Origin of the sequence: Streptomyces sp. NBC_00442 (genome assembly GCF_036014195.1) — a bacterium.
In the GTDB taxonomy this organism is placed as follows: Bacteria; Actinomycetota; Actinomycetes; order Streptomycetales; family Streptomycetaceae; genus Streptomyces.
In genome coordinates this window covers 5,936,537-5,961,065 of record NZ_CP107918.1, presented here as the reverse complement: position 1 = coordinate 5,961,065, position 24,529 = coordinate 5,936,537, and the positions used below count along the sequence as shown (strand labels likewise).

The 24,529-nt window shown below is 71.3% G+C and carries 17 protein-coding genes and 1 tRNA gene; 8 read left to right on the top strand and 10 right to left on the bottom strand.

Annotated features, from left to right (window positions below):
- The first annotated feature begins 72 nt into the window (after positions 1–72).
- Both OG432_RS26705 and OG432_RS26700 read left to right on the top strand, forming a co-directional pair.
- A tRNA-Leu gene (locus OG432_RS26705) sits at positions 73–145 on the top strand.
- A gap of 110 nt (positions 146–255) precedes the next feature.
- Positions 256–1,041, top strand: coding sequence for a transcriptional regulator (locus OG432_RS26700; RefSeq protein ID WP_328313511.1), 786 nt, complete (start codon positions 256–258; stop codon positions 1,039–1,041).
- A 48-nt stretch (positions 1,042–1,089) separates the two neighbouring features.
- On the opposite strand, the gene pyk is transcribed toward OG432_RS26700, so the two are convergent.
- Both pyk and OG432_RS26690 read right to left on the bottom strand, forming a co-directional pair.
- Complete coding sequence (gene pyk, locus OG432_RS26695) at positions 1,090–2,526, bottom strand: pyruvate kinase (protein ID WP_328313510.1); 1,437 nt, start codon at positions 2,524–2,526, stop codon at positions 1,090–1,092.
- Positions 2,527–2,684: 158 nt separating this feature from the next.
- Positions 2,685–3,380, bottom strand: a complete 696-nt coding sequence (locus OG432_RS26690; RefSeq protein WP_328313509.1) for an SIMPL domain-containing protein — start codon at positions 3,378–3,380, stop codon at positions 2,685–2,687.
- Between the two features lie 180 nt (positions 3,381–3,560).
- On the opposite strand from OG432_RS26690, the gene OG432_RS26685 reads away from it, so the two are divergent.
- Positions 3,561–5,381, top strand: coding sequence for a bifunctional metallophosphatase/5'-nucleotidase (locus OG432_RS26685; RefSeq protein ID WP_328313508.1), 1,821 nt, complete (start codon positions 3,561–3,563; stop codon positions 5,379–5,381).
- 43 nt (positions 5,382–5,424) lie between these two features.
- Here OG432_RS26685 and OG432_RS26680 read toward each other — a convergent pair whose 3' ends face one another.
- The 6 genes from OG432_RS26680 to OG432_RS26655 all read right to left on the bottom strand — a co-directional run bounded on the left by OG432_RS26680 (position 5,425) and on the right by OG432_RS26655 (position 13,307).
- On the bottom strand, positions 5,425–6,828 hold the full coding sequence (locus OG432_RS26680; protein ID WP_328313507.1) for a lysine N(6)-hydroxylase/L-ornithine N(5)-oxygenase family protein: 1,404 nt from the start codon (positions 6,826–6,828) through the stop codon (positions 5,425–5,427).
- Positions 6,825–8,255, bottom strand: a complete 1,431-nt coding sequence (locus tag OG432_RS26675; protein WP_328313506.1) for a pyridoxal phosphate-dependent decarboxylase family protein — start codon at positions 8,253–8,255, stop codon at positions 6,825–6,827. Before OG432_RS26675 ends, OG432_RS26680 begins: the two co-directional genes overlap by 4 nt.
- Before the next feature lie 300 nt (positions 8,256–8,555).
- Complete coding sequence (pepN, locus tag OG432_RS26670; RefSeq protein ID WP_328313505.1) at positions 8,556–11,042, bottom strand: aminopeptidase N; 2,487 nt, start codon at positions 11,040–11,042, stop codon at positions 8,556–8,558.
- A 78-nt stretch (positions 11,043–11,120) separates the two neighbouring features.
- Complete coding sequence (locus tag OG432_RS26665) at positions 11,121–11,996, bottom strand: arylamine N-acetyltransferase family protein (RefSeq protein ID WP_328313504.1); 876 nt, start codon at positions 11,994–11,996, stop codon at positions 11,121–11,123.
- 109 nt (positions 11,997–12,105) lie between these two features.
- A complete protein-coding gene (locus OG432_RS26660; RefSeq protein WP_267053774.1) occupies positions 12,106–12,408 on the bottom strand; it encodes a chorismate mutase in 303 nt (100 codons plus the stop codon).
- Positions 12,409–12,419: 11 nt separating this feature from the next.
- Positions 12,420–13,307 (bottom strand): helix-turn-helix domain-containing protein, encoded by an 888-nt coding sequence (locus tag OG432_RS26655; RefSeq protein ID WP_328313503.1) that lies wholly within the window; start codon positions 13,305–13,307, stop codon positions 12,420–12,422.
- Positions 13,308–13,435: 128 nt separating this feature from the next.
- Here OG432_RS26655 and OG432_RS26650 point away from each other — a divergent pair, with 128 nt between their 5' ends.
- Positions 13,436–15,217, top strand: a complete 1,782-nt coding sequence (locus OG432_RS26650) for a glycoside hydrolase family 35 protein (RefSeq protein ID WP_328313502.1) — start codon at positions 13,436–13,438, stop codon at positions 15,215–15,217.
- A gap of 473 nt (positions 15,218–15,690) precedes the next feature.
- Here the strand turns inward: OG432_RS26650 and OG432_RS26645 are convergent, their stop codons facing one another.
- On the bottom strand, positions 15,691–18,771 hold the full coding sequence (locus OG432_RS26645; RefSeq protein ID WP_328313501.1) for an endo-alpha-N-acetylgalactosaminidase family protein: 3,081 nt from the start codon (positions 18,769–18,771) through the stop codon (positions 15,691–15,693).
- 318 nt (positions 18,772–19,089) lie between these two features.
- Positions 19,090–19,983, bottom strand: a complete 894-nt coding sequence (locus OG432_RS26640; RefSeq protein ID WP_328313500.1) for a hypothetical protein — start codon at positions 19,981–19,983, stop codon at positions 19,090–19,092.
- Between the two features lie 293 nt (positions 19,984–20,276).
- Between OG432_RS26640 and OG432_RS26635 the strand changes: the two genes are divergently transcribed.
- The 4 genes from OG432_RS26635 to OG432_RS26620 all read left to right on the top strand — a co-directional run bounded on the left by OG432_RS26635 (position 20,277) and on the right by OG432_RS26620 (position 24,522).
- A complete protein-coding gene (locus tag OG432_RS26635; RefSeq protein WP_328313499.1) occupies positions 20,277–21,071 on the top strand; it encodes a S1 family peptidase in 795 nt (264 codons plus the stop codon).
- A gap of 87 nt (positions 21,072–21,158) precedes the next feature.
- Positions 21,159–21,812 carry a response regulator transcription factor gene (locus tag OG432_RS26630; RefSeq protein WP_328313498.1) on the top strand — a complete coding sequence of 218 codons (654 nt, stop codon included), beginning with the start codon at positions 21,159–21,161 and terminating at the stop codon, positions 21,810–21,812.
- Positions 21,813–21,819: 7 nt separating this feature from the next.
- Positions 21,820–22,971: a sensor histidine kinase gene (locus OG432_RS26625; protein ID WP_328313497.1), complete on the top strand. Its 1,152-nt coding sequence runs from the start codon at positions 21,820–21,822 to the stop codon at positions 22,969–22,971.
- A gap of 387 nt (positions 22,972–23,358) precedes the next feature.
- Complete coding sequence (locus tag OG432_RS26620; RefSeq protein ID WP_443058465.1) at positions 23,359–24,522, top strand: ABC transporter substrate-binding protein; 1,164 nt, start codon at positions 23,359–23,361, stop codon at positions 24,520–24,522.
- Positions 24,523–24,529 lie beyond the last annotated feature (7 nt).

The window sequence follows — 24,529 nt, the reverse complement described above, 5'->3', positions numbered from 1 at the left end:
TGCTACAGGAGCCTACCTAGCTCCTGTATGTTTGAGATACGAGGGGTCTCCGGTATCCTTCGTTTCGAAGGGGCCCCGGTAGCCCAGCGGTAGAGGCGATGGATTCAAAACCCATACAGCGTCGGTTCGAATCCGACTCGGGGCACTTCTCCTTCGATTCTAAGGTTCAGACATTGATTGGCGATCTTCACTCGACCCAGTGAACATGTGGTCGAATCGCTGCCCTAAGGCATACGTGCGAAGAATCTCGCAGGCATGTACGACATATCGAAGCGTCGCCACGCCTTGGCACTCGTTGCCCAGGGCCACAGCCTGAACTCCGTCAGCAAGCAGACCGGCATATCCCGCGCAGCGATCCGCGCCTGGCAGACCCGTATCGAGCCGCTTCCCCGCCTGCTGGGCAATGCCAACCCGTGCCCAAGATGCCTCCCTGACACCGGCGTTCCGGATGACGCTGCCGCGTACGCCTATCTCCTCGGGCTCTACCTCGGCGATGGCTGCATCAGCGCGCACCCGCGAGGTGTCGGCCACTACCTGCGCATCGCGTGCGCCGACGCGTGGCCCGGCCTCATCGAGGCGTGCCGGAACGCGATCAAGGCCGTACGCCCGAAGAGCGGCGTGTACGACCTGCAGAGGCAGGGGTACGTGTCGGTGACCAGTTACGACCGCCACTGGCCCTGCCTGTTCCCTCAGCACGGGCCGGGCAAGAAGCACCATCGCCTCATCGCGCTCGAACCGTGGCAGCAAGTCATCGTCGAGGCCCACCCCTGGGAGCTCCTCCGAGGGCTCATCCACTCCGACGGCTGTCGCATCACCAACTGGACCGAGAAGGTCGTCGGCGGCGAGCGCAAGCGGTACGAATACACGCGGTACTTCTTCACCAATACGTCCGCCGACATCGTGAACCTGTTCACCGGAGTGCTCGACCGGGTCGGCCTGCAGTGGCGCTCCGCGCGCCGGGGCGGGGGCGTCCAGAACGTCTCCATCGCCCGCAAGGCATCCGTCGCCCTCATGGACCAGCACATAGGCCCCAAGTACTGAGCCCAGGGGCCCCCTGCGAGGGGTGGGGCAAGGGGCCGTGGCCCGGGGTTACTTGGGGCTGTCGTCCTCGCCGATGTGGTGGACGCGGACCAGGTTCGTGGAGCCGGCGACGCCGGGCGGGGAGCCGGCCGTGATGACGACCACGTCGCCCTTCTGGCAGCGGCCGACCTTGAGGAGCATCTCGTCGACCTGCGCCACCATCTCGTCGGTGGATTCGACGTGCGGGCCGAGGAACGTCTCGACGCCCCACGTGAGGTTGAGCTGGGAGCGGGTGGCCGGTACCGGGGTGAAGGCGAGCAGCGGGATCGGGGAGCGGTAGCGGGAGAGGCGTTTGACCGTGTCGCCGGACTGGGTGAAGGCGACGAGGAATTTCGCGCCGAGGAAGTCGCCCATGTCGGCGGCGGCTCGGGCGACGGCGCCGCCCTGGGTGCGGGGTTTGTTGCGGTCGGTGAGGGGCGGGAGGCCCTTGGCGAGGACGTCTTCTTCGGCGGCTTCGACGATGCGGCTCATCGTCTTGACGGTTTCGACGGGGTGTTTGCCGATGCTGGTTTCGCCGGAGAGCATGACGGCGTCGGTGCCGTCGATGACGGCGTTGGCGACGTCGCTGGCTTCGGCCCTGGTGGGGCGGGCGTTGTCGATCATGGAGTCGAGCATCTGGGTCGCCACGATCACTGGTTTGGCGTTGCGCTTGGCGAGTTTGATGGCGCGCTTTTGGACGATGGGGACTTGTTCGAGGGGCATTTCGACGCCGAGGTCGCCGCGGGCGACCATGATGCCGTCGAAGGCGGCGACGATGTCGTCGATGTTGTCGACGGCCTGGGGTTTTTCGATTTTGGCGATGACGGGGAGGCGTCGGCCCTCTTCGTCCATGATGCGGTGGACGTCGTGGATGTCGTGGCCGCTGCGGACGAAGGAGAGGGCGATGATGTCGGCGCCGGTGCGCAGGGCCCAGCGGAGGTCTTCTTCGTCCTTGTCGGAGAGGGCGGGGACGGAGACGGCCACGCCGGGGAGGTTGAGGCCCTTGTGGTCGGAGACCATGCCTCCTTCGATGACGAGGGTGTGGACGTGGGGGCCGTCGACGCGGGTGACGTCGAGGGCGACCTTGCCGTCGTCGACGAGGATCCGTTCGCCGGTGGTGACGTCGGCGGCGAGGCCGGCGTAGGTGGTGCCGCAGAGGTGGCGGTCGCCTTGGGTGTCGGGTTCGACGGTGATGGTGAACTCGTCGCCGCGTTCAAGGAGTACGGGGCCTTCGCGGAAGCGGCCGAGGCGGATCTTCGGGCCTTGAAGGTCGGCGAGGATGCCGACGTTGCGGCCGGTCTCTTCGGAGGCCTTGCGGACGCGGTGGAAGCGCTCTTCGTGTTCGGCGTAGCTGCCGTGGCTGAGGTTGAGACGGGCGACGTCCATTCCGGCTTCGACCAGGGCTTTGATCTGGTCGTATGTGTCGGTGGCGGGCCCTAGGGTGCAGACGATTTTGGCTCGGCGCATGGGGTGAGCCTAGGGGCTTACCGTCGGGTAGGTATTTGGTCGCGGGTTACTGCTCAACAACCTTTGCGTGAAGGGTGGTTGACAAGTGTTGAAGTGTGCGCGCGGGCGCTCCGATGAGCGGTTTCGGGGCGCCCGGCGTGTGGTGGCGCGACGGGGTGTCAGAGGCTGGGCGGGGTCATGATGAAGCGGGCGTGGACGCGGGCGCGGACGGTTTGGCGTTGGGGTTCGAGGTCGAGGGCGGGGGCGGGTTCGGCGGCTCCGGCGGCTCCAGGACTGAAGGACCTGCCGCCGGCGGGGGCCATGCCGTAGCCGGGGGTGGGGACTTCGGCGCCGGGGTCGGAGAGTTCGACGAGGGCGGCGAGGGTGGTGTCGAGGGCGTCGGCGTATTCGCGGGCGCGTGCGACGGCTTGGTGGACGGCGCGGCGGCGTACTTCGGTGTGGGCGGGTGAGTCGCGGCGCAGGCGCCACCAGGGGCCGTCGACGCGGGTGAGTTCGAGGTCGGCGAGGCGGGTGGTGAGTTCGCCGAGTGCGGTGAAGTCGGTGAGTTCGGTGGTGATGCGGACGCTGCCGTGGTACGTGCGGACGCGCTCGCCCCGGCCGTGGCGGGTGAGCTCGGGGGTGAGGGTGAAGGCGCCGGTTTCGAGCTTTTCGACGGTGTCGCCGTAGGTCTTGATGAGGTCGACGACGTAGGTGTTGCGGCGGGTGAGGTCGTCGAGGGTGGCGCGGCGGTCGGGGCCGCGGGTGGCGATGGTGATGGTGATGCCGGCGAGTTCGGGGTCGACTTCGAGGTGGGCTTCGCCGTGGACGGCGAGGCGGGGCTGGTCGGGGGTTCCGTAGGGCTGGGTGTCGGTCATGGGTCCACTGTGGCACTGGTGGGCGCTTCGCGTCGGTGGGCCCGATGTCGGAGGCCGGTCATCAGATCGCAACCTGCGAGGGGTGTTGCGGCCGACTGGTTCTGCGTCAGAATCCGTGGATCTACGCGCGTCGCCGTCCGCTCAACTTCTACGCGCGTCACACGACTTCAGGGAGAAAGCATGCCGCTGAACCGCAGGACGTTCCTGGGCACTACGGCCGCCGCCGGGGCCGGGGTGGCCGTGGCCGGGGGTACGGCGCTGCCCGCCGAGGCCGACACCCGGAACCAGGATCGGGATCACGGGCACGGCCGTCCGCCGAAGCGGTACGCGTTCTCGGTGATGGGCACGACGGATCTGCACGGTCATGTCTTCAACTGGGACTACTTCACGGACGCGGAGTACGACGACGCGGCGCACAACGACGTGGGGCTGGCGAAGATCTCGACGCTGGTGGACCAGGTCCGCGAGGAGAAGGGCCGTCACAACACGCTGTTGATCGACGCGGGTGACATCATCCAGGGCACCCAACTGTCGTACTACTACGCGCGGGTGGAGCCGATCACGGGTTCGGGCGGCAAGCGGGGTCCGAAGCATCCGATGGCGCTGGCCATGAACCACATGCGCTACGACGCGGCGGCGCTGGGCAACCACGAGTTCAATTACGGGATTCCGACGCTGCGCGCGTTCCAGGACCAGTTGGACTTCCCGCTGCTCGGCGCGAACGCGCTGGATGCGAAGACGTTGAAGCCGGCGTTCCCTCCGTACACGGTGCGGCGGCTGAAGGTGCCGCACGGGCCGGATGTGAAGGTGGGCATCCTCGGGCTCACCAACCCGGGGATCGCGATCTGGGACAAGGCCAATGTGCAGGGGAAGATGACGTTCCCCGGCCTGGTGGAGCAGGCGAAGATCTTTGTGCCCAAGCTCCGGGCTCTGGGGTGTGACGTGGTGATCTGTACGGATCACTCGGGTCTCGACGGTGCCACGTCGTACGGGGACGCGCTGCCGTATCCGGAGAACGCCTCGTCGCTGGTGGCGGAGCAGGTGCCGGGGATCGACGCGATTCTGGTGGGCCACACGCACAAGGAGGTGGCGTCGCGGACGGTGGTCAACAAGGAGACCGGCACGTCCGTGGTGCTGTCCGAGCCGTACATGTGGGGCATGCGGCTGAGTGTCTTCGACTTCGAGCTGGAGTTCTCGCGGGGCCGCTGGCACGTCGCGTCGGTGACGGCGGATGTGCGCAACGCCAACGCGGTGGCCGAGGATCCGGTGGTGAGGCGTCTGGTGAAGGCGGAGCACGACAAGGTCGTGGCGTATGTGAACCAGGTGGTGGGCACGAATGCGGCGGAGATGCGGTCGACGCAGGCCCCGTTCAAGGATGTGCCGATCATCGATCTGATCAACCACATCCAGGCGGAGACGGTGAGGACGGCGCTGGCGTCGTCGGAGTACGCCACGCTGCCGGTGCTGTCGCAGGCGGCGTGTTTCTCGCGTTCCGCGGTGATTCCCGCGGGCAAGGTGACGATCAAGGACGTCGCCGGTCTGTACGTGTACGAGAACACCCTGGAGGCACGGCTTCTGACGGGTGCTCAGGTGAAGGCGTACATCGAGTTCTCGGCGAACTACTACGTGCAGACGACGGGCGCGGTGGACCCGGCGAAGATCACCAACGCGAACAGCACGCCGGACTACAACTACGACGTGGTGAGCGGTGTGTCGTACGAGGTCGACATCGCGAAGCCGGCGGGGTCGCGGGTGTCGAAGGTGATGTTCGAGGGGAAGCCGGTCGACGACGCGGCGCAGTTCGTGCTGGCGGTGAACAATTACCGGGCCAATGGTGGCGGTAACTTCCCGGGGGTGGCCACCGCCAAGCAGCTGTGGGCGAACTCCGACGAGATCCGGAACACGATGATCGCGTGGGTGAAGGCGAAGGGTGTCATCGATCAGGCGGAGTTCGCTTCGGTGGACTGGAAGCTGACGCAGAACGGTGTCGCGGTGTTCTGAGCCGTCGTTGCCGGCAGGTCCCGTGCCGTCGGGCGGCGAAACGTCACGGCTGTTCGACGAGTGGAACCAGGCTTCCCGGGTGGTGTGCCGGGCGGGCCTGGTTCTTTTTGTCGAGGCCGAACGTGGTGAAGGCGGTGCGGGCCGGCAGCGGGTAGGGCTCCTTCCCCGTCAGGGAGTTGAGAATGGTGGCGCTGCGCCAGGCGGCCAGGCCCAGGTCGGGGGCGCCGACACCGTGGGTGTGCTGTTCGGCGTTCTGGACGTGGACGTGTCCGGTGACCGAGGGGTCGAGGACGAGCCTGAAGTCCTGGTCGACGCGGGGCCGTTCGGAGCTGTCGTACCGCATGTAGGGGTCGAGTCCGGCGAGGATGCGGCCGAGGGGGCGTTCGCGGTAGCCGGTGGCGAGGACGACGGCGTCGGTGGTGAGGCGGGAGCGGGTGCCCTGCTGGGCGTGTTCGAGGTGGAGCTCGACCTTGGTGGTGGCGACGCGTCCCGCGGTGCGCACGCTCACGCCGGGCGTCATGGTGATGTCGGGCCAGCCGCCGTGCTGGGTGCGGCGGTAGAGCTCGTCGTGGATGGCGGCCATGGTGTCGGCGTCGATGCCCTTGTGGAGTTGCCCCTGGCGGGGCAGCAGCTGGTCGCGTACGCCTTCGGGCAGGGCGTGGAAGTAGCGGGTGTAGTCCGGGGTGAAGTGTTCGAGGCCGAGCTTGGAGTACTCCATGGGCGCGAACGCTTCGCTGCGGGTGAGCCAGGTGAGTTTCTCGGCGCCCTGGGGGCGGTTGCGCAGGAGGTCCAGGAAGACCTCGGCGCCGGACTGGCCCGAGCCGATGACGGTGATGTGTTCGGCGGTGAGCAGGCGTGCGCGGTGGTCGAGGTAGTCGGCGGAGTGCAGGACGGGCACGGTGGGGGCGTCGGCGAGGGGCTTGAGCGGTTCGGGTACGTGGGGCTGGGTGCCGATGCCGATGGCGAGGTGGCGGGTGTGGGCGCGGCCGAGCGCCTGGGCTTCGCCGTTCAGGTCGAGGTGGGTGTAGTCGATCTCGAACACGGCGCGTTCGGCGTTCCAGCGGACGGCGTCGACCTGGTGGGAGAAGTGGAGGTCGGCGAGGTTTTCGCTGACCCAGCGGCAGTAGGCGTCGTATTCGGTGCGCTGGATGTGGAACTTTTCGGCGAAGTAGAACGGGAAGAGCCGTTCGCGGTGCTTGAGGTAGTTGAGGAAGGTCCAGGGGTTGGCGGGGTCGGCGAGGGTGACGAGGTCGGCGAGGAAGGGGACTTGGAGGGTGGTGCCTTCGATGAGGAGGCCGGGGTGCCAGTGGAAGGCGGGGCGCTGTTCGTAGAAGGCGGTGTCGAGTCCGCCGGGTACGCCGTGGGCGAGGGCGGCGAGGGAGAGGTTGAAGGGGCCGATGCCGATGCCGACGAGGTCGTGGGGTTGGTCTTCGGGCTGGGGGGTCATTGCGGGACGCCTTCCGTGGGGGGCCGGGTGATGGGGGGTGGGGTGCTGGGGGGTGGGGTGCTGGAGGTTGAGGCGGCTTCGAGGGTGAGGGTGAGCAGGGTGCGCAGGTCGTCGGGGGTGAGGTGCGGGTTGAGGAGGGTGGCCTTGAGCCAGAGGCGGCCGTCGGCGTGGGCGCGGCCGAGGACGGCGGTGCCGTGGGTGAGCAGGGTGCGCCGGATATGGGCGACGGTGGCGTCGGTGGCGTGGCGGGGGCGGAAGAGGACGGTGGAGATGGCGGGGCGCCGGTGGAGCTCCAACTGGGGTTGCTGCTCGATGAGTTGAGCGAGGTCGGCGGCGTGGGCGCAGACGCGGTCGACGAGGTGGGCGAGGCCGTCGCGGCCCAGGGCGCGCAGGGTGACGGCGATTTTGAGGGCGTCGGGGCGGCGGGTGGTGCGCAGGGAGCGGCCGAGGAGGTCGGGCAGGCCGTGGTGGGTGTCGTCGTCGGCGTTGAGGTAGTCGGCGGTGTGCGCGAGGGGCGCGAGGTGGCCCGGGTCGGCGACGGCGAGGAGGCCTGCGGCCACGGGTTGCCAGCCGAGTTTGTGCAGGTCGAGGGTGACGGTGTCGGCGTGGTGGAGGCCGGCGAGTTTGGGGCGGTGGCGCTCGCTGAAGAGGAGGGGCCCGCCGTAGGCGGCGTCCACGTGGAGGCGGGCGTGGTGACGGGCGCACAGGCCGGCGATGGCGGGGAGGTCGTCGATGGCTCCGGCGTCGGTGGTGCCGGCGGTGGCGACGACGAGGGCGGGCGGACGGAGCGCGCTGAGGGTGTGGTCGAGAGCCATGAGATCGGTGGTGCCGGTGGGGGCGGGGACCACCACGGGTCGGGGCAGGCCGAGGAGCCAGGCCGCGCGTTGGACCGAGTGGTGGGTGTGGGCGCCGCACACGATCTGCACGCGGTCGTGGTGTTCGCGGGCGAGGAGGAGGGCGAGCTGGTTGGACTCGGTGCCGCCGGTCGTGATGAGCGCGTCGCCGTGGGGCCAGATCTCCTGGGCGACGGCCCGGGTGAGGAGGGCTTCGAGCGCGGAGGCGGCGGGGGCCTGGTCCCAGGAGTCGAGGGAGGGGTTGAGCGCCGACGCGGCGAGGTCGGCGGCGGCCGCGACGGCGAGCGGCGGGGTGTGGAGGTGTGCGGCGCAGAGGGGCTCGGCGGGGTCGGCCGCGCCTTCGGCGAGGGCGCGTACGAGGGTGGTCAGGGCTTCTTCGGCGCCGGTGCCGTGGGTGGGGAGGATGGCGCGGGCGGCGTGGTGGACGCGCTCGGCGACGGCTTGGGGTCCGCCGGCGGGCAGCGGGCCGCCTCGGGTCTTCGCCCCGTGGTCGAGGGCGTCGAGTACGACGTCGAGGAGGGGGCGCAGGGCCGCCGGCCCTGCGGTGCCTCCGGCGAGGGGCGGGCTGTGCATGGGGTTCCTTCGGGGGTGTGGACAGCGACTTCACCAGCGTGGTCCTGCGCGGGCCGGTGAAGCCGCTGTGCACAACGATCTCAACCCGAAAGTGGTATCGCCTTGCGGTGAGGGCGAGTTGGGGCGGGGGGTTCCTGGTATGGCGGACCCGAAGCGGGTCCGCCGGCGCCGGGGGTGGGGGCTGGCGCGCCGGGTGCGGGGTCCGGCGGACCGGATGCGGGCGTCCCGCGCGCCGGGTGCGGGTCCGGGCCGCGTACGTGTGCGGCCCGGGGGGCAGGTGCGTACGCGGGCGGCCCGGGGTCAGCCGCGGACGCGAAGGGCCCGGCCGAGGTCGTCGACCTGGTCGGCGAGCCGGCGGCGCAGGGCGGGCGTGAGGTCCTCGTGGGTCAGACAGGCCTCGCCCAGGCGCAGGTTCTCCTCGTCGACGACGAACAGCGGGAAGGCGTAGTAGCCGGCGGCCTGGGCCATCGCGGGGCCGCGGCGGGTTGCGAAGGGGACGGTGTCCTCGTAGTAGCGGGCGACGTAGGGCCGCAGGAGGTCGGCCTGTTCGGGCTGCCAGAAACCCTGGGCGGTGGCGGTGAAGAGGTAGTTGGAGAGGGTGTCGCCGTGGAACATGGCGTTCCAGGCGGCTTCCTTGGCGGCGGGGGTGGGCAGGGCGGCGCGGCAGCGGGCGGCGCCTTCCTCGCCGGTGGCGCTGGGGTCGTCGGCGAGGTGGGCGGCGATTTCCTTCTCGTCGGTGGCGCCGAGCACGGCGAGGCGGGTGAGGACGCGCCAGCGCAGTTCGGGGTCGAGTTCGGGGCCGCCGGGCACATGGCCGTCCTGGAGCCAGGCGCGCAGGGTGTCGGGCTGGGTGGCCGCGTCGATGAAGTGGCGTACGGCGATGAGGCGCAGGCCGGGGTGGGCGCCGTCCTCGGTGCGCCGGATCAGGTCGCGGGTGAGGTCGGTGAGGAGGGCGAGGGCGGCGGGGCGGTCGGTGGGGGTGAGGTAGCGGTCGGTGATCTGGGTGGCGGCGAAGGTGAGGACGCCCTGCACGATGGCGAGGTCGGTTTCCTCGCAGAGGTGGGCGCGGGCGGTTTCCAGGTAGTCGCCGGGCATGAGTTCGCCGTCGCGGACCATGTCGCGCAGGGCGTTCCACAGAACGGCGCGGGTGAGGGCGTCGGGGACGCCGGACAGGGAGCGCAGGGCGGCTTCGGTGGAGGTCTCGTCGAGGCGGACCTTGGCGTAGCTGAGGTCCTGGTCGTTGAGGACGAGCAGGGCGGGGCGCGGGCCGGGGCGGGTGACGGGTTCGCCGTGCGGGACGTCGATGTCGAAGCGCTCGCGCAGGACGAGGTCGCGGCCGTGGTGCGGGTCGCGGTCGTAGGCGCCGACGGTGAGGCGGTGGGGGCGCCGGCCCTGATGGGTGGTGGTGAGGTGCCACTGTCCTTCGCTCTCGGCGACGGTGGGGATGAGGGTGTCGACTCCGGTGGTGCCGAGCCATTCCTTCGCCCAGGCGTGGACGTCGCGGTCGGTGGTGGAGGCGAGGGAGTCGATGAAGTCGGCGAGGGTGGCGTTGGCGAACTTGTGGCGGGCGAAGTGGGTGTTGATGCCCGCGAGGAAGTCCTTCTCGCCGAGCCAGGCCACGAGTTGACGCAGTGCGGACGCGCCCTTGGCGTAGGAGATGCCGTCGAAGTTGAGCAGCGCGGACGCGGTGTCGGGAACGGCGTCGGGTGCGGGGGCGACGGGGTGGGTGGAGGGCCGCTGGTCGGCGTCGTAGCCCCAGGATTTGCGGGCGATCGCGAAGTCGACCCAGGTGTCGGTGAACCGGGTGGCTTCGGTGAGGGTCTGGTAGCCCATGTATTCGGCGAAGGACTCGTTGAGCCAGATGTCGTCCCACCATTGGAGGGTGACGAGGTCGCCGAACCACATGTGGGCCATTTCGTGGGCGACGACCATGGCGCGGGTCTGGCGCTCGGTGTCGGTGACGGCGGAGCGGTAGACGAATTCGTCGCGGAAGGTGACGAGGCCGGGGTTTTCCATGGCGCCGGCGTTGAATTCTGGGACGAACGCCTGGTCGTAGGAGTCGAAGGGGTAGGGCTCGTCGAACTTCTCGTGGTAGCGGTCGTAGCACTGCCGGGTGATCTCGAAGAGCTCGTCGGCGTCGGCGTCGAGGTGGGGGGCGAGGGAGCGGCGGCAGTGCAGGCCGAAGGGGAGCCCGGCGTGTTCGGTGGTCACCGAGTGCCAGGGGCCCGCGGCGACGGCCACGAGGTAGGTGGAGATGAGGGGGGTGGTGGCGGCCTTCCAGCGGCCGTCGTCCTGCTGGGCGGTGACGCCGTTGGCCAGGACGGTCCAGGTGTCGGGGGCCGTGACGGTGAGGTCGACGACGGCTTTGAGGTCGGGCTGGTCGAAGGCGGCGAACACGCGCTGGACGTCGTCCATGAAGAGCTGGGTGTAGGCGTACGTCTCGCCGTCGGCGGGGTCGGTGAAGCGGTGCAGTCCCTCGCCGGTGTGGGAGTAGTTCATGACGGCGTCGATGTGCAGCGTGTGGGGCCCCGTGGAAAGGCCGGTCAGCGGGAGCCGGTTCTCGACGAGGGTGCCGGGGTCGAGCGGTGTCCCGTCGAGGGTGGCCGAGCGCAGGGTGGCGGGCTTGAGCTCGACGAAGGTGTCCCCGGCGGCGCGGGCGGTGAAGTCGATGGCGGTGCGGGATACGAACGTGTCGTCGCCAGTGGTGAGATCGAGTTCGATCGCGTACCGCTGTACGTCGAGGAAATGGGCTCGGGTCTGCGCTTCGTCGCGCGTCAGTACGGACATGGGGCCATGCTGCCTGATGCGGGCGGGGCAGCCCAGCGTGCGGGCGGACCGGGCTCAGGCGGTGCGGGTGGACCGGGGTCAGGCCGTGCGGGTGGCGAGCCACGCTTGGTGGGAGCGGGTGACGCGGGCCCACAGTTCGGCGCGGTCGTCGTCGGTGAGGGTGCGCGGCGCGAGGTGGAAGAGGTCGTGGAGGGCCTCGAACCAGGCGGCGGGGGTGGCGAGTTCGTGCTCGCTGGTGCCGTCTGCGTCGGTGTGGCGCAGGACGCGGCCGCGCAGGACGTCGATGCCGGTCGCGTCGCGGCGGGCCACGACGGGGCTTTTGACGAAGCCGGACTCGGGTGAGGTGGTGAGCCGGGTGTGCTCGCCGTCGAACGCGCTCGTGCCGGCGGGACGGGGGTCGTATTCCATGTGGTGGAATCCGCCGGCGGGGTCGTGATGGAAGCGCCAGCCGCCGGGCTCGGCGGTGGAGGGTGCCATGCGGAAGGTGGTGGGGCCCTGGCGGTAGGAGCCGGCCACCAGGGGCAGGGGTTCGTGGATGCCGTCACCGAGGCCCGCGTCCACGAGCCATTCCTGGTCCCCGATGCGGACGGTGAGGGCCAGGTGGTTGCCGCGGGCGCCTTCGGCTTCGGGGGTGGCGTGCACTCCGGCGTAGTGGCGGGTGACGTCGAAGCCGAGGGTGCGCAGCAGCAGGCCGAGGGCGCCGTTGGCCTGGTAGCAGTAGCCGCCGTGCCCGGCCGCGATGCGGCGCAGCGAGAGCAGCTCGTCGATGCCCGCGGGGCGGCCGAGGTAGGTGTCGATGTTCTCGTACGCCACGCGTTCGATCTGGGCGCGGTGGAGGGCGAACAGGGCGTCGACGGTGGGCTGTTGGGGCCGCTCCACGCCGAGGCGCCGGAGGTAGCCGGCCATGTCGGCGTCGGTCGGCCGGGCGCGGTCGGCCACCGGTGGTGTCGTCACGGGCAGATCATCGCACCGGGATGCGGTGCGATGCCCTGGGTTTCGTCGCTTCGTGCGGCGCGGCTTGCGCGGTGGGCGCTGTGCGGTGAGGTCTGTGCGGTGGGCCGGGTCAGCCGGAGTTGGCGATCGTCTCGTGGTGGCGGATGACCTCGGCGATGATGAAGTTGAGGAGCTTCTCGGCGAAGGCAGGGTCGAGTTTGGCGCTCTCGGCGAGGCGGCGCAGGCGGGCGATCTGCTCGGCTTCGCGGGAGGGGTCGGCCGGGGGAAGCCGGTGCTCGGCCTTGAGGTGGCCGACCTGCTGGGTGCATTTGAAGCGCTCGGCCAGCATGTGCACGACGGCGGCGTCGATGTTGTCGATGCTGTCGCGGAGCCGGGAGAGCTCTGCTTGCACGGAGGGGTCGATCGTGGTCATGGTCGTCGAGCTTACGTGGCGTGGCCCGCGATGGTCGGCGGGTGTTCAGGATCCGGGATCCTGCTGCTCCAGCCACCGGGGACGGCCCGGCCCTGCTGCTCGCGGAAGCGCACGGGTGCGATGCCGACACGCCGGGTGAACAGGCGGGAGAAGTAGGCGGGGTCGTCGTAGCCCACCCGGCGGGCGACGGCGGCGACCGGCAGTTCGGTGACGGCGAGGAGTTCCTTGGCGCGGCCGAGGCGGATGCCGAGGAGGTAGTCCTTGGGGCTGCATCCGGCGGCTCTGCGCACCGCGGTGCGCAGCTCGGCGGGGGTCATGCCGTGCCGGGCCGCGTGTTCGGCCACCGAAAGGGGCTGGAAGGCGTCGCGGGCCAGGGCGTCGAGGACGGGGTCGCCGTCGGGCGCGACGTCGGCGCGGGCGCGGCGCAGCGCGACGAGCAGTTCGTGGACGGCGGCGGCGGTCTCCACCTCCAGGAGGGGGTTGCCGCGGCGGGCGGCCCTGGCGATGCGGCCGACGGCGGCGCGGGCGGCGACGGTGTCGCTGAGCGGGACGACGGGCCGGTCCGGGTCGATGTAGCCGAGTTCGGTGTACGTGGTGGTGGCGGGCCCGGCGAAGTCGACGAAGGACTCGTCCCAGCCGGTGACCGGGTCGGGGCCGTAGTGGTGGGGCACGCCGGGGGTGAGCCAGATCAGGGCGGGCGCGGTGACGGGGACGCGGCGGCCGTCGGCGCCGCGGAACCAGCCGCTGCCGGCGCCGATGACGACGGCGACGTGGTGGTCGAGGGTGCGGGGTCCGACGGTGGGCAGCGCGCCGTGCTGCAGTCCCACGCCGAGGCAGACCAGGCCGAGCCGATGATGGGCCGGACTCGGGGTGAAATACCGCATCCAGGTGTGATACATGCCGCTTTCCGTTCTCTGCCGTCCCCCTTGCGTCCAATCAGCGCCGATCTTTGTCCATGGACCGGTGCCGCGCCAGGGGGCGAGAGTGGCCCGGCGTAGCGATCGAGAGAGATGGGCGGGGCTGACCGGTGGCCGACTTCACGGTGGGGGACGAGGACTTTCTGCTCGACGGGCGGCCGGTGCGGCTCCTTTCGGGGGCGCTGCACTACTTCCGGGTGCACGAGGCACAGTGGGGGCACCGCCTCGCGATGCTGCGGGCGATGGGCCTGAACTGTGTCGAGACGTACGTGCCGTGGAATCTGCACGAGCCGTTCCTCGGCCGCTACCACGACGTGGCCGCGCTCGGCCGGTTCCTGGACGCCGCGCGGGAGGCGGGCCTGTGGGCGATCGTGCGGCCTGGGCCCTACATCTGCGCCGAGTGGGAGAACGGGGGGCTGCCGCACTGGCTGACGGGCCGCCTCGGGCGGCGGGCGCGCACGGACGACCCCGAGTACCTGGTGCATGTGAACCGGTGGTTCCGTGCGCTGCTCCCCCAGGTCGCCGAGCGGCAGATCGACCGGGGCGGTCCCGTGCTGATGGTGCAGGTGGAGAACGAGTACGGCAGTTACGGCACCGACCGGGGCTATCTGCGTCACCTGGCCGACCTGCTGCACGACTGCGGGATCACGGTGCCGCTGTTCACCTCGGACGGGCCCGAGGACCACATGCTGACCGGGGGTTCGCTGCCGGGTGTCCTCGCCACGGCGAACTTCGGCGGCCGGGCGCGCGAGGGCTTCGAGGTCCTGCGCCGCCATCAGCCGTCGGGGCCGCTGATGTGCATGGAGTTCTGGTGCGGCTGGTTCGACCACTGGGGTGCGGAGCACGTGGTGCGGGACGCGGCCGACGCTGCGGAGACGCTGCGCGAGATCCTCGCGTGCGGGGCGTCGGTGAACATCTACATGGCGCACGGCGGCACCAACTTCGCGGGCTGGTCGGGTGCGAACCGGGCCGGTGATCTGCATGTGGGGGCGCTGGAGCCGACGGCGACGTCGTACGACTACGACGCGCCGGTCGACGAGGCGGGCCGGCCCACGGAGAAGTTCTGGCTCTTCCGCGAGGCGCTGGCCGCCCACCAGGACAACGGTGCCGACTCCCTTCCTCGACTTCCGCCGGAACCAGCATTGTTGACGGGTTCGTTCGGTGCGACGTGGGAGGGCTGGACCTCCCTCTCCGACGTCGTGGACGTCCTGGGCGGCGAGGAGAGCGAGTCGCCGGTGCCGCCCACGTTCGAGGAGCTCGACGTGGACCGTGGCCTGGTCCGCTACCGCCTGGACGTGCCCGGCGGGCGGCAGCCGTACCCGCTGGGCGTGCTGGGGCTGCGCGACGTGGCGACGGTGTACGTCGACGGGGTACGCGCGGGCGTCCTGGACAGCGAGGACGCGACGCTCGCGGACCCGGTGCCGGGCGGGGCGGAGGTCGAGATGTGGGTGGAGTCGCTGGGGCGGGTCAACTACGGGCCGCGCGGCGGGGAGTCGAAGGGCATCACGGGCGGGGTGCTGCACGAGCGGCAGTATCTGCACGGGGTGCGGGCGCGGGGACTGCGCCTGGACGCGCTCTCCGTCCCTGGCGCGGTGGCGAAGCTCCCCCTCGGCGAGGTGCCGCCGACGTCGTCCGGTACGACCGGCCTGTACCGGGGCCGGCTCGACCTGCCGGCGTCGGCGTCCGACGCGGATTTCGCGTGGCTGCGGCTGCCGGGGTGGGGGCGGGGGTTCGTGTGGGTGAACGGGTTCTGCGTGGGGCGGTACTGGGGGGTTGGGCCGCAGCGGGGGCTGTATGTGCCGGGGGCGGTGTTGGGGGCGGGGGGTAATGAGGTGTGGGTGCTCGAACTGGACGAAGCGCACGACCCGGCGGGCCTCACCCTGGGCACCTGACCCCGGCCAAGTCCCGGGGGGGGCCGGTCCCAGGCCCCGGAACCCGGCTCGCTTGCGGGCGCGGGCCGTGCGGACTTGCTCCGCATTCCCCGCGCCCCTTGACCCGCCTTCGTGTGCGGACCGTGCCCACTTCTCGCGCAGTTCCCCGCGCCCCTTGAAGACCTCGGTTCGGCTGCGGGCCGTGCGTGGTTGCTCGCGCAGTTCCCCGCGCCCCTGACTATCCGGTGACGGCCGGCGCGGACATCCTCGGCTCGGCGGACTGCTCGGTGCCGGGCCGCAGAGGCCACCTCAGCCTGTCCGGCGTTTGAGGACGAGCGCCCTTGAGGCGCGATACGGGGTCCGGGGCGGAGCCCCGGGGAGCCTGGCCGTCGCCAACCCCGCCGCACGGGAGGTGGGTGGGAAAACGCGCGATACGGGGTCCGGGGCGGAGTCCCGGGGGGGGTTGGGGGTGCCCGACTCCGGCGCCCCCAGCGTTACAGTTCGCGGGATTCGAAGGTGTCCAGGATGAATTCCGCCACCCCGTCGTCGCCCACCTTCCGCAGGCCGACCCAGGCCACCCCGGCCGCCGGGGCGGTGAACTCGTAGGAGAACAAGGTGGGTTCGGTCGCGACCGGCAGCGCGACCCGGCTCAGCTCGCGCGGCGCCGGTTCGTCGACGGCCGTGATCCAGGCGTACTGGCCGGCCTTCTCGTTCTCGTACCGGAAGGAGACCCGGTAGCGCCGCCCGGCCCGGAAGCGGACGGTGTGGTCGACCGTGCGATAGACGAGCCCGTCGTTCTCGCCCCGCGACTTCAGCGACTCCGTGCCGTCGACGACGTCGTCGACCGCCTTGCCGTTCCAGCCCCGCTGGGTGAACGGCGCGTGCCGCTGGGCGATGTGGGTGCGGGGGTCGGTGGAGCCGCCCGCGTCGCCCTTGACGAAGGGGCCCCAGCCGGACGGCACGTGCTGGAAGTCCTCGTAGGCGATCGTGCCGGGCTTGGCGGTCGGCTCGGCGCGTACGACGCGTACGTTGTCGAAGCGGACCCGGGCCGCGCCCGCGCCGGCCCGCAGCGTGAGGGTGACCGGGCCGCCGCCCGCGGGCACCGTGAAGGGGACCGACATGCGCTGGAATCGGGAGTCGTGCTTGCGGTCGGCGGCCACGTAGTTGACCGCGGTGGAGGTGTCGGTCCAGTTGGTGGCGGTGACGCCGTCGGCCGTGCGGACGTCGAGCGCGGCCCGGCGCCGCTCCCCCGCCTTCTCGCCGACCTCGACCTGCACGGAGGCGCGGTACGTGCCGGGTGCGAGACGGGCGAGGCGCTGGCCGACGGTGGCCGGTTCCCCTGCGGGCAGGACGAGTTCGTAGTCGCCGAGCGCGTTGAGGGCGACCCGCGCGGCGCCGGTCACCTGCCATCCGTCGAGTGTTCCCGAGTGGAACCCGGGGTCGTGCACGGGGGTGAACTGGCCCCAGGCCGGATCGCCCTGGGCGCGGGCGCGGGTGCGGTGGACGACGTAGGGCTGTCCGGCCGCCGCGTCGGGGATCGTCACGCCGCCGGCGCGGACGGGGAGGTCGGCGACGTGCGCCCGGCCCTGGTCGGTGAGCCGGTAGAGGGCCACCGTACGCAGGCCCGACCAGCCGCGCGGAAGACGCCAACTGGTGCTGCCTCCAGCGGGGTTGTAGTGGTAGAGCTTCGCCGGGTCGGTGGCGTTGCGGGGCTCCCACGGCAGGAGGTAAGTGCCGGCGTCGTAGACGAGGCGGCCGTCCGTGGTGATGCGGCGCGCGCCGGTGACGTCGCTGACCGAGGTCGCGGTGGGGCCGGCGAAGGTGACCTCGTGGTCGGTCCAGCGCTCGATGGGGTGGGCCTGGAGGTACTTCGCGGGCAGCGACTCCGTCCAGATCAGGTCGTAGAACGTCTTCCAGTCGGTCTTCCCGGTCCAGCCCTCGAAGTTGCCCATGTGGGCGTGGCCGAGCAGGGTGGGCCACTTGTTGGCGAAGACGTCCTTCTGGTGGTGGCGGATGAAGCGGATCAGCCGGGAGTTGATGCCGCGCGAGGTGTCGGGACCGTAGTCCGTCTCGTTGGCCCAGTGCGACCACAGCGAGGAGCGTTCCAGGCCGTGGCCCCATTCGGAGGCGACGAGCCATCCCTGGTCGCGCAGGGCGCGCTGGAGCCGGTCGGAGGTCCAGCCCGATTCGCGGAACACGTCGAGGTAGAGCGCGTCGAGCGCGGGGTCGGCGTCGCGGCGCAGGGCGGCGAAGCGCTTGATGATGTCGCCGGAGACGAGGTCGCGGCGCTGGTCGATGCGGTAGGACTGGTCGAGCCAGTCCCACTGGGGGTTGTTCTTGTCGACGAGGGTGTCGGAGAAGGCGTGGGCGACCGGGTAGGACTCGGTGGCGTTGACGTGGACGGCGAAGTCGCTGTTCCACTTCTTGCCCTCGCGCACCAGGGAGTTGAGGTCGGCGAGGCCGCCCGCGCGCTGGTTGTAGTTGCCTGCGTAGTCGGGGTGGGCGGAGTCGTGGCCCTCCGACTGGTAGCCCTTGAGCAGGGTGTACTGGCGCAGTCCGTCGGTGGCCAGCGAGACGCGCTTGACGTTGTCGAGGGTGGTGAGGAACGGGTTGGTGGCCTGCGAGGCGAAGTTGTAGGGGATGTGCGGGACGACCCGCAGGTGCTGGGTGTCGGCGCCGAGGGGCTCGACCATGATGTCGCGGAAGGCGATGGCGGCGTCCTGCCAGTCGACGACGCCGTCCTTGTTGCGGTCTCCGGTGACGATGACGGTGGCGTACGGCAGGGGCTCGGTGGCGCCGGTGGGGGCGGTCGCGGCGCGGTGGGTCCACTGGCCGGGGGCTAGTTGCGTCTTGACGTAGCCGTCCCGTTTCAGGGTCTGGCGCCAGAGCCGGCCGTTCTCCCAGGTGGCGCCGGGGGTGTCGGCGGGGTTGTCGTAGACGGTGTTGGTCTCGACGGCGCCGCCGAGCGCGTGGTGGGCGAGGACGGCGTAGGCGCAGCCGATGGGCTGGGCGTCGGGGGCGGAGGCGGCGGTGGGCTCGACGAGGGTGTCGCCGCTCTTCGCCTTGTCCAACTGGAGCTGCGCCGCCAGGAGTTGGGCTCCGGGCTGATCGCTGCGGACGGACAGCAGGGCGAGGCCGGGGATCTGGAGGGTGCCGACGCGCAGGGCCGGGGTGTCGTCGATGCGGGTGACGCGCCAGTCGACGCGGTGGCCGCTCACGCGGATCTCCACGCCGATGCGGGTGCCGCCGTCGAAGGCGAGGGTGTACGCGATGCGGTCGCGGGACGGGATCGAGGTCACCCGGGGGGTGTGCGGGGCGCCGTCGATGAGCACGACGGTGACGGTGTCCTCCTGGCCGTGCAGGACGGCGCCGGTGGCCTGGTCGGTGTACGACACGATGCGCGGGAAGGTGGTGGCGACGCGGACGTCGAGGCCGGCGGAGCGCAGCACCGTCTCCCCCGGCGTCGGGCCGGCGGCGAGCGCCGGTGCGGGGATGCCCAGGGCGGCGCCGGCTCCGGCGAGGGCGGTGACCGCGACGACGGTCCTCCGCTTCGGCCCGTGCTGTTCGGGGTTCACGCGCGCGCTCCTTGTGGTGGGGGCTTGGGTGTGCGGACCACGTTGTTCCGCGGGGGGTGGGTGTGCCCATGGACAAAGCGGCGGAACGTCTTGGACTAACGGTTCCCCGACCCCCTCCTCCCTGGGCTCCGCCCCAGACCCCAACGCGCTTTCCCACCCTCCCCCAAGCTCTTAATGAGCAGGGGGGACCCCCATGACAGGCTGAGGTGGCCCATGCCGCCCGGCACCGGATACCTCAGGGGCGCGGAGAACTGCGCGGGCAACCGTGCACGGGCCGCACACGAAAGCGGGGTTGGGGGGGGGCGCGGGGTGTGGGGGCTAGGTGTCGCAGTCCTGTACCCCGCCGCACACCCCGCACCGCACCCGGACCCGCCCCCGCACCCCCACCCGAATCCGCTGGCAGCAGGTCGGGCAGGCGAAGGACACCCGCAACCCGTCCGGGCCGGACTCGAAGGAGTAGGGGGAGCCGGGCCCTGCCCGGGTACCGCCGTGTTCCTGGGCGCACCGCCGGTCCTTCGCGTAGCGCCGTCGCCCCGACCAGCCCGCCGCGACGAGCGGAGGCTGCTGGGCCTCCCGCCGTGCCAGGGCCGCGCCCGCCGCGTACGCGGGGTACGCCTGCGGGCTGGTGAACCAGGGCGAGGGGTCCTCGCCGAACAGCCCGGCCCGCTTGGCCAGGACGTATCCGAACTCCTCCGGCGTCAGATAGCCCAGCTTCTGGCTGGAGACCCCGTCCTCGCGGAACGCGTCGAGCAGCAGCCAGCCCGCGCCCAGGTACGTCGTCACGGTGTCGGTGAGGATCTCGTTGTCGCGGGTGCCGGGGAACGTCAGGTCCAGGCGGTGCAGCAGCACGTGGGTGATCTCGTGCGCGAGGGCCGCCCCGATGTCCCTTCGGTGGGTGCGGAAGCGGTTGTTCAGCTCGATGAAGTACTCGGGCCCGGCGGCCAGTTCGACGCCGGCCGCGTGCTGCATCTCGCGGTACCCCACGATCATCCGGGCGTCGGGAAGGCGCAGGTGCTGGACGAGCGCGCGGGCCACCCGCTGGGCGCCCAGGTGCAGGTCCTCGTGGTCGTCGAAGGCGACGTCGGCGGGGAGCACGCTGGTCGCGTACCCCTGGAGCCCGTCGAAGGACAGGCGCTTGTGCAGCGCCGTGATGGCCGCGCGCACCGTGGCGAGATGTGGATAGCCGTGCACGACCGGGCTCGACGTGCCCACGCCGTCACCCCCGTTCCGTACCGCCCCGTACCGATCCGTTCCGAACCACCCAGTACCGATCCGTTCCGCCCCGTACCGATCACTTCCGTGCCGACCCGTTCCGTACCGCGGACCCGATTCCACTGTAAGGGCGCCGGTCCTCTGCCGACCTGTGCGGGCGCTGGCCGGAAAGTGGCCCTTGTGAGGGGTGGGGAGGCCTCCCCATAATCCCCGCAACGCATTGACGCGCCCATGACATATCGGGGCCATGTCCGTGCGTCACCGACAGCCAACCCCCCACGAGAGGCAGTCAGTTGAAGAAGATCATGCGAGCGCTGCGCAGATGCCTGACCGTCACGGCCGTCCTCGCCGCCACCGTCTCCCTGCCCGCCACCGACGCCCTCGCGTCGACCGCGTCCCCGGCCTCACCCCGGCCCGTGGTCGGCGGCACCCGCGCCGCACAGGGCGAGTTCCCGTTCATGGTCCGGCTCTCCATGGGCTGCGGCGGCGCGCTCTACACGCAGCAGATCGTCCTCACCGCCGCCCACTGCGTCGACGGGAGCGGCGCCAACACCTCCATCACCGCCACCGGCGGCGTCGTCGACCTGCAGAGTTCGAGCGCGGTCAAGGTGAAGTCCACCAAGGTCCTCCAGGCCCCCGGCTACAACGGCAAGGGCAAGGACTGGGCGCTGATCAAGCTCGCCAAGCCCATCAACCAGCCCACCCTCAAGATCGCCACCAGCACCGCCTACAACAGCGGCACCTTCACCATCGCCGGCTGGGGCGCCCGCAGCGAGGGCGGCGGCCAGCAGCGCTACCTCTACAAGGCGACCGTCCCCTTTGTCTCGGACGCCCAGTGCCAGCAGGCGTACGGCGGCGACCTGGTCCCGAGCGACGAGATCTGCGCCGGCTACGTGGCCCAGGGCGGCGTCGACACCTGCCAGGGCGACTCCGGCGGCCCCATGTTCCGCAAGGACGACGCGGGCGCCTGGATCCAGGTCGGCATCGTGAGCTGGGGCAACGGATGCGCCGAGCCCGGCTACCCCGGCGTCTACTCCGAGGTCTCGACCTTCGCCTCCGCCATAGCCCAGGCGGCCTCGACGCTTTAGCGCCGCCCCCGCCCCGGGGCCGCTCGCCCGGCCCGGCCGGGCGTCCCGCATTTGCGGACGCCCGGCCAAACCTGCTCATATAGGGGCATGTCGATCAGGGTGGTCATCGCGGACGACCAGGAAATGGTCAGGACCGGATTCCGCATGATCCTGGAGAGCAGGGACGATCTCGACGTCGTCGCCGACGTCGACGACGGGAACGCCGCCCTCGAAGCCGTCGAGCGCCTCCAGCCCGACGTACTGCTCCTCGACATCCGCATGCCGGGCCTCGACGGGCTCGAGGTCACCCGCCGCCTGGCCGGCCGCGACCGGCCCCACATCGTCATCTGCACCACCTTCGACCTCGACGAATACGTCCACGCGGCCCTGCACGGCGGAGCCAGTGGCTTCCTCCTCAAGGACGCGAGCCCCGAAATGCTCGTCGAGGCGGTACGCGCCGCGGCCGCCGGCGACTCCCTCGTCTCGCCCGCCATCACCGTGCGCCTCCTGAAAGAGCTCGCATCGGCCCGCCCCGCCGAAGGCGTCCGCGCACCGGCCGAGCCCCTCACCGAACGCGAACGCGACGTGGTGCGCTGCCTGGCCCGTGGCGCGACCAACGCCGAGATCGCCCGCGAACTGTACGTCTCGCTGTCCACCGTCAAGACCCACCTCGCCAACGTCCAGGGCAAACTCGGCGCCCGCAACCGCGTCGAGATCGCCGCCTGGGCCTGGGAGAGCGGACTCGCCACGAACGCCGCATGAGCCACCCATGAGCCCCGTACGCAGCTGGCTGCGCCGCCATCCCCGCACCGCGGCCACCGCACGCCCACTGCTCGCCGCCGTTCTCGTCGCCCTCGTCACCTACGAAGGCGTGGCCCTGGCCCGCCAGCCCACCCGGCCGCACGCCATCGTGTGGAGCGCGGGCATCGCCGTCTGCCTGTGCGCGGTGCCCTGGGCGAGGTTCCCGCTCGTGCCCCGGGCCTGGACCGCGGCCGCCCTCAGCTGGACCGCGACCGTCCTGCTCCTCGCCGACCGGCCCGAGATCGTCTGGGGCATGGGCGAGGCGATCGCGCTCCTGGTCCTGCTCTCCTCCGTCCTGCTGTACGCCCCCGCCCGCACCGCCGCGCTCCTCGGCCCGGTCCTCGGACTCGGCTGCGTGGCCGTGCCGGTCCGCGACGCCGACCCCGGCCGCTTCACCCTGCTCTTCGCCGTCCTGGCCGTCGTGGTCAGCGCGTACTCGCTGCTCCTGCGCGCCCAGTCGGGCCAGCGGGTACGCGACCTGCAAGCCGTCCGCACCGCCGAACGCCTCGAACTCGCCCACGAACTGCACGACTTGGTCGCCCACCATGTCACCGGCATCGTCGTCCAGGCGCAGGCCGCCCGCTACACCTCGGTCACGGGCGAACGCGCCGCCGAGTCCTTCGCCCGCATCGAGGAGGCGGGCAGCGAGGCGCTCGGCGCGATGCGCCGCCTGGTACGGGTGCTGCGCGAGGGCGAGCCGAAGACCGAGCCGGTGGCCGGCATCGCCCAGATCCGCGAACTCACCGCCCGCTTCTCCCAGGCCGGGCCCCCCGTCACCCTCTACGTGGAGCCCGGCCTGGAGGAGCGGCTGCCCGGCGACGCGGCCGCCCTCGCCCACCGGGTGGTGCGCGAATCCCTCACCAACGCCCGCAAGCACGCGGCGGACGCGACGGGCGTACGCGTCGCGATCCGCGGGACCGGGGGTGGCCGCGGCCTCGACGTGCGCGTCACCGACGACGGCTCGCACGCGGCTCCCCTCGCCGCCCAGGCCCGCGGCGGCGGCTTCGGCCTCGTGGGACTCGCGGAGCGGGTCTTGGCGATGGGGGGTGAGCTTGTGGCGGGGCCGGGGGGTGAGGGGGGTTGGCAGGTCGTCATGACCCTGCCCCTGGACATCCAATAGCCCCCGCCCCCGCCCCCGCCCCCAACCCGGCCCTCGCCTCGCCTCGCCTCGCCTCGCCTCGCCTGCGAACCGTGCCCGCTTCCCGCGCAGTTCCCCGCGCCCCTTGAACGGCCGGCTTTCGGGTGCGGACCGTGCCCGCGTCTCGCGCAGTTCCCCGCGCCCCTGGCTACTCGGTGCCGGCCCGCATGGACATCCCAGCCCGTCCGGCGACTGAGGACGAGCGCTCTCAAGGCGCGAACGGGGGCTGGCGCGGAGCCCCAGGGGGCGGGGTCCGGGAAAGCCTGGCAAGGGCTTCGCGCGCGCCGCCCCGCGTTCACCGGGCCGACACCCACCCCCCTCGTAATGGGTCTGTCTGCACAACAGTTGTCCGTACAACTTGGAGCTCCCGTGATCCCCCGCCTCCGCCCCGCGGCCCTCGCCGCGACCCTGGCCGCCTCCGCGCTCGCCCTCGCCGCCTGCGGTGCCAAGTCCGACGCCTCGACCAGCGCGGCCGACGGCGCCAAGGGCGGCAAGAGCCCCGCGGCCGCCACCTCCGCGAAAGACGCGGGCGGCATGGACGCGCTGATCGCCGCCGCGAAGAAGGAGGGCACGCTCAACGCGATCGCCATCCCGCGCGACTGGGCGAACTACGGCGCGCTCATCGACGGCTTCACGAAGAAGTACGGCATCAGGGTCGCCGTCGAGAACCCGGACGGCACCAGCGCCGACGAGATCAACGCGGTCAAGACCCGCAAGGGCCAGGACCGCGCCCCCGACGTCCTCGACCTCGGCGCCTCGTTCGCGCAGTCCGCGGGTGACCAGGGCCTGACCGCCCCGTACGAGGTCGAGGGCTTCGACAAGATCCCCGCGGCGCAGAAGGACCCGCGGGGCCGCTGGTTCAACGACTACGGCGGCTACGTGTCCATCGGCTGCGACGCCAAGCGCGTCAAGGTGTGCCCGACGACGTTCGCCGATCTCCTCAAGCCCGAGTACAAGGGCCAGGTCGCGCTGAACGGCAACCCCACCAAGTCCGGTTCGGCCTTCGCCGGGGTGTACGCGGCGTCGCTGGCCAACGGCGGCTCGCTCGACGACATCCAGCCCGGCCTGGACTTCTTCGCCAAGCTGAAGAAGGCCGGCAACTACAACCCGGTCGAGTCGACCCCGGCCACGGTCGAGAAGGGCGAGACCCCGATCAGCATCGACTGGGACTACCTGAACGCCGGCTACGCCGACCAGTTCAGGGGCAAGGGCCTCGACTGGAAGACCGCGGTCCCCACCGACGGCGTCTACGCGCAGTACTACTCGCAGGCCGTCAACAAGGACGCCCCGCACCCGGCGGCCGCCCGCCTGTGGCAGGAGTACCTGTACTCCGCCGAGGGCCAGAACCTGTGGCTCAAGGGGTACGCCCGCCCCGCGCTCATGGCCGCCATGGACAAGGACGGCACGCTCGACAGGACCGCGGCGGCCAAGCTCCCGCAGGTCTCCGGCACCCCCGCCTTCCCCACCGAGGCGCAGAACACCAAGGCCAAGACGACCCTCGCGGGCGGCTGGGCCAAGGCGATCTCGGGCTGATCACTCC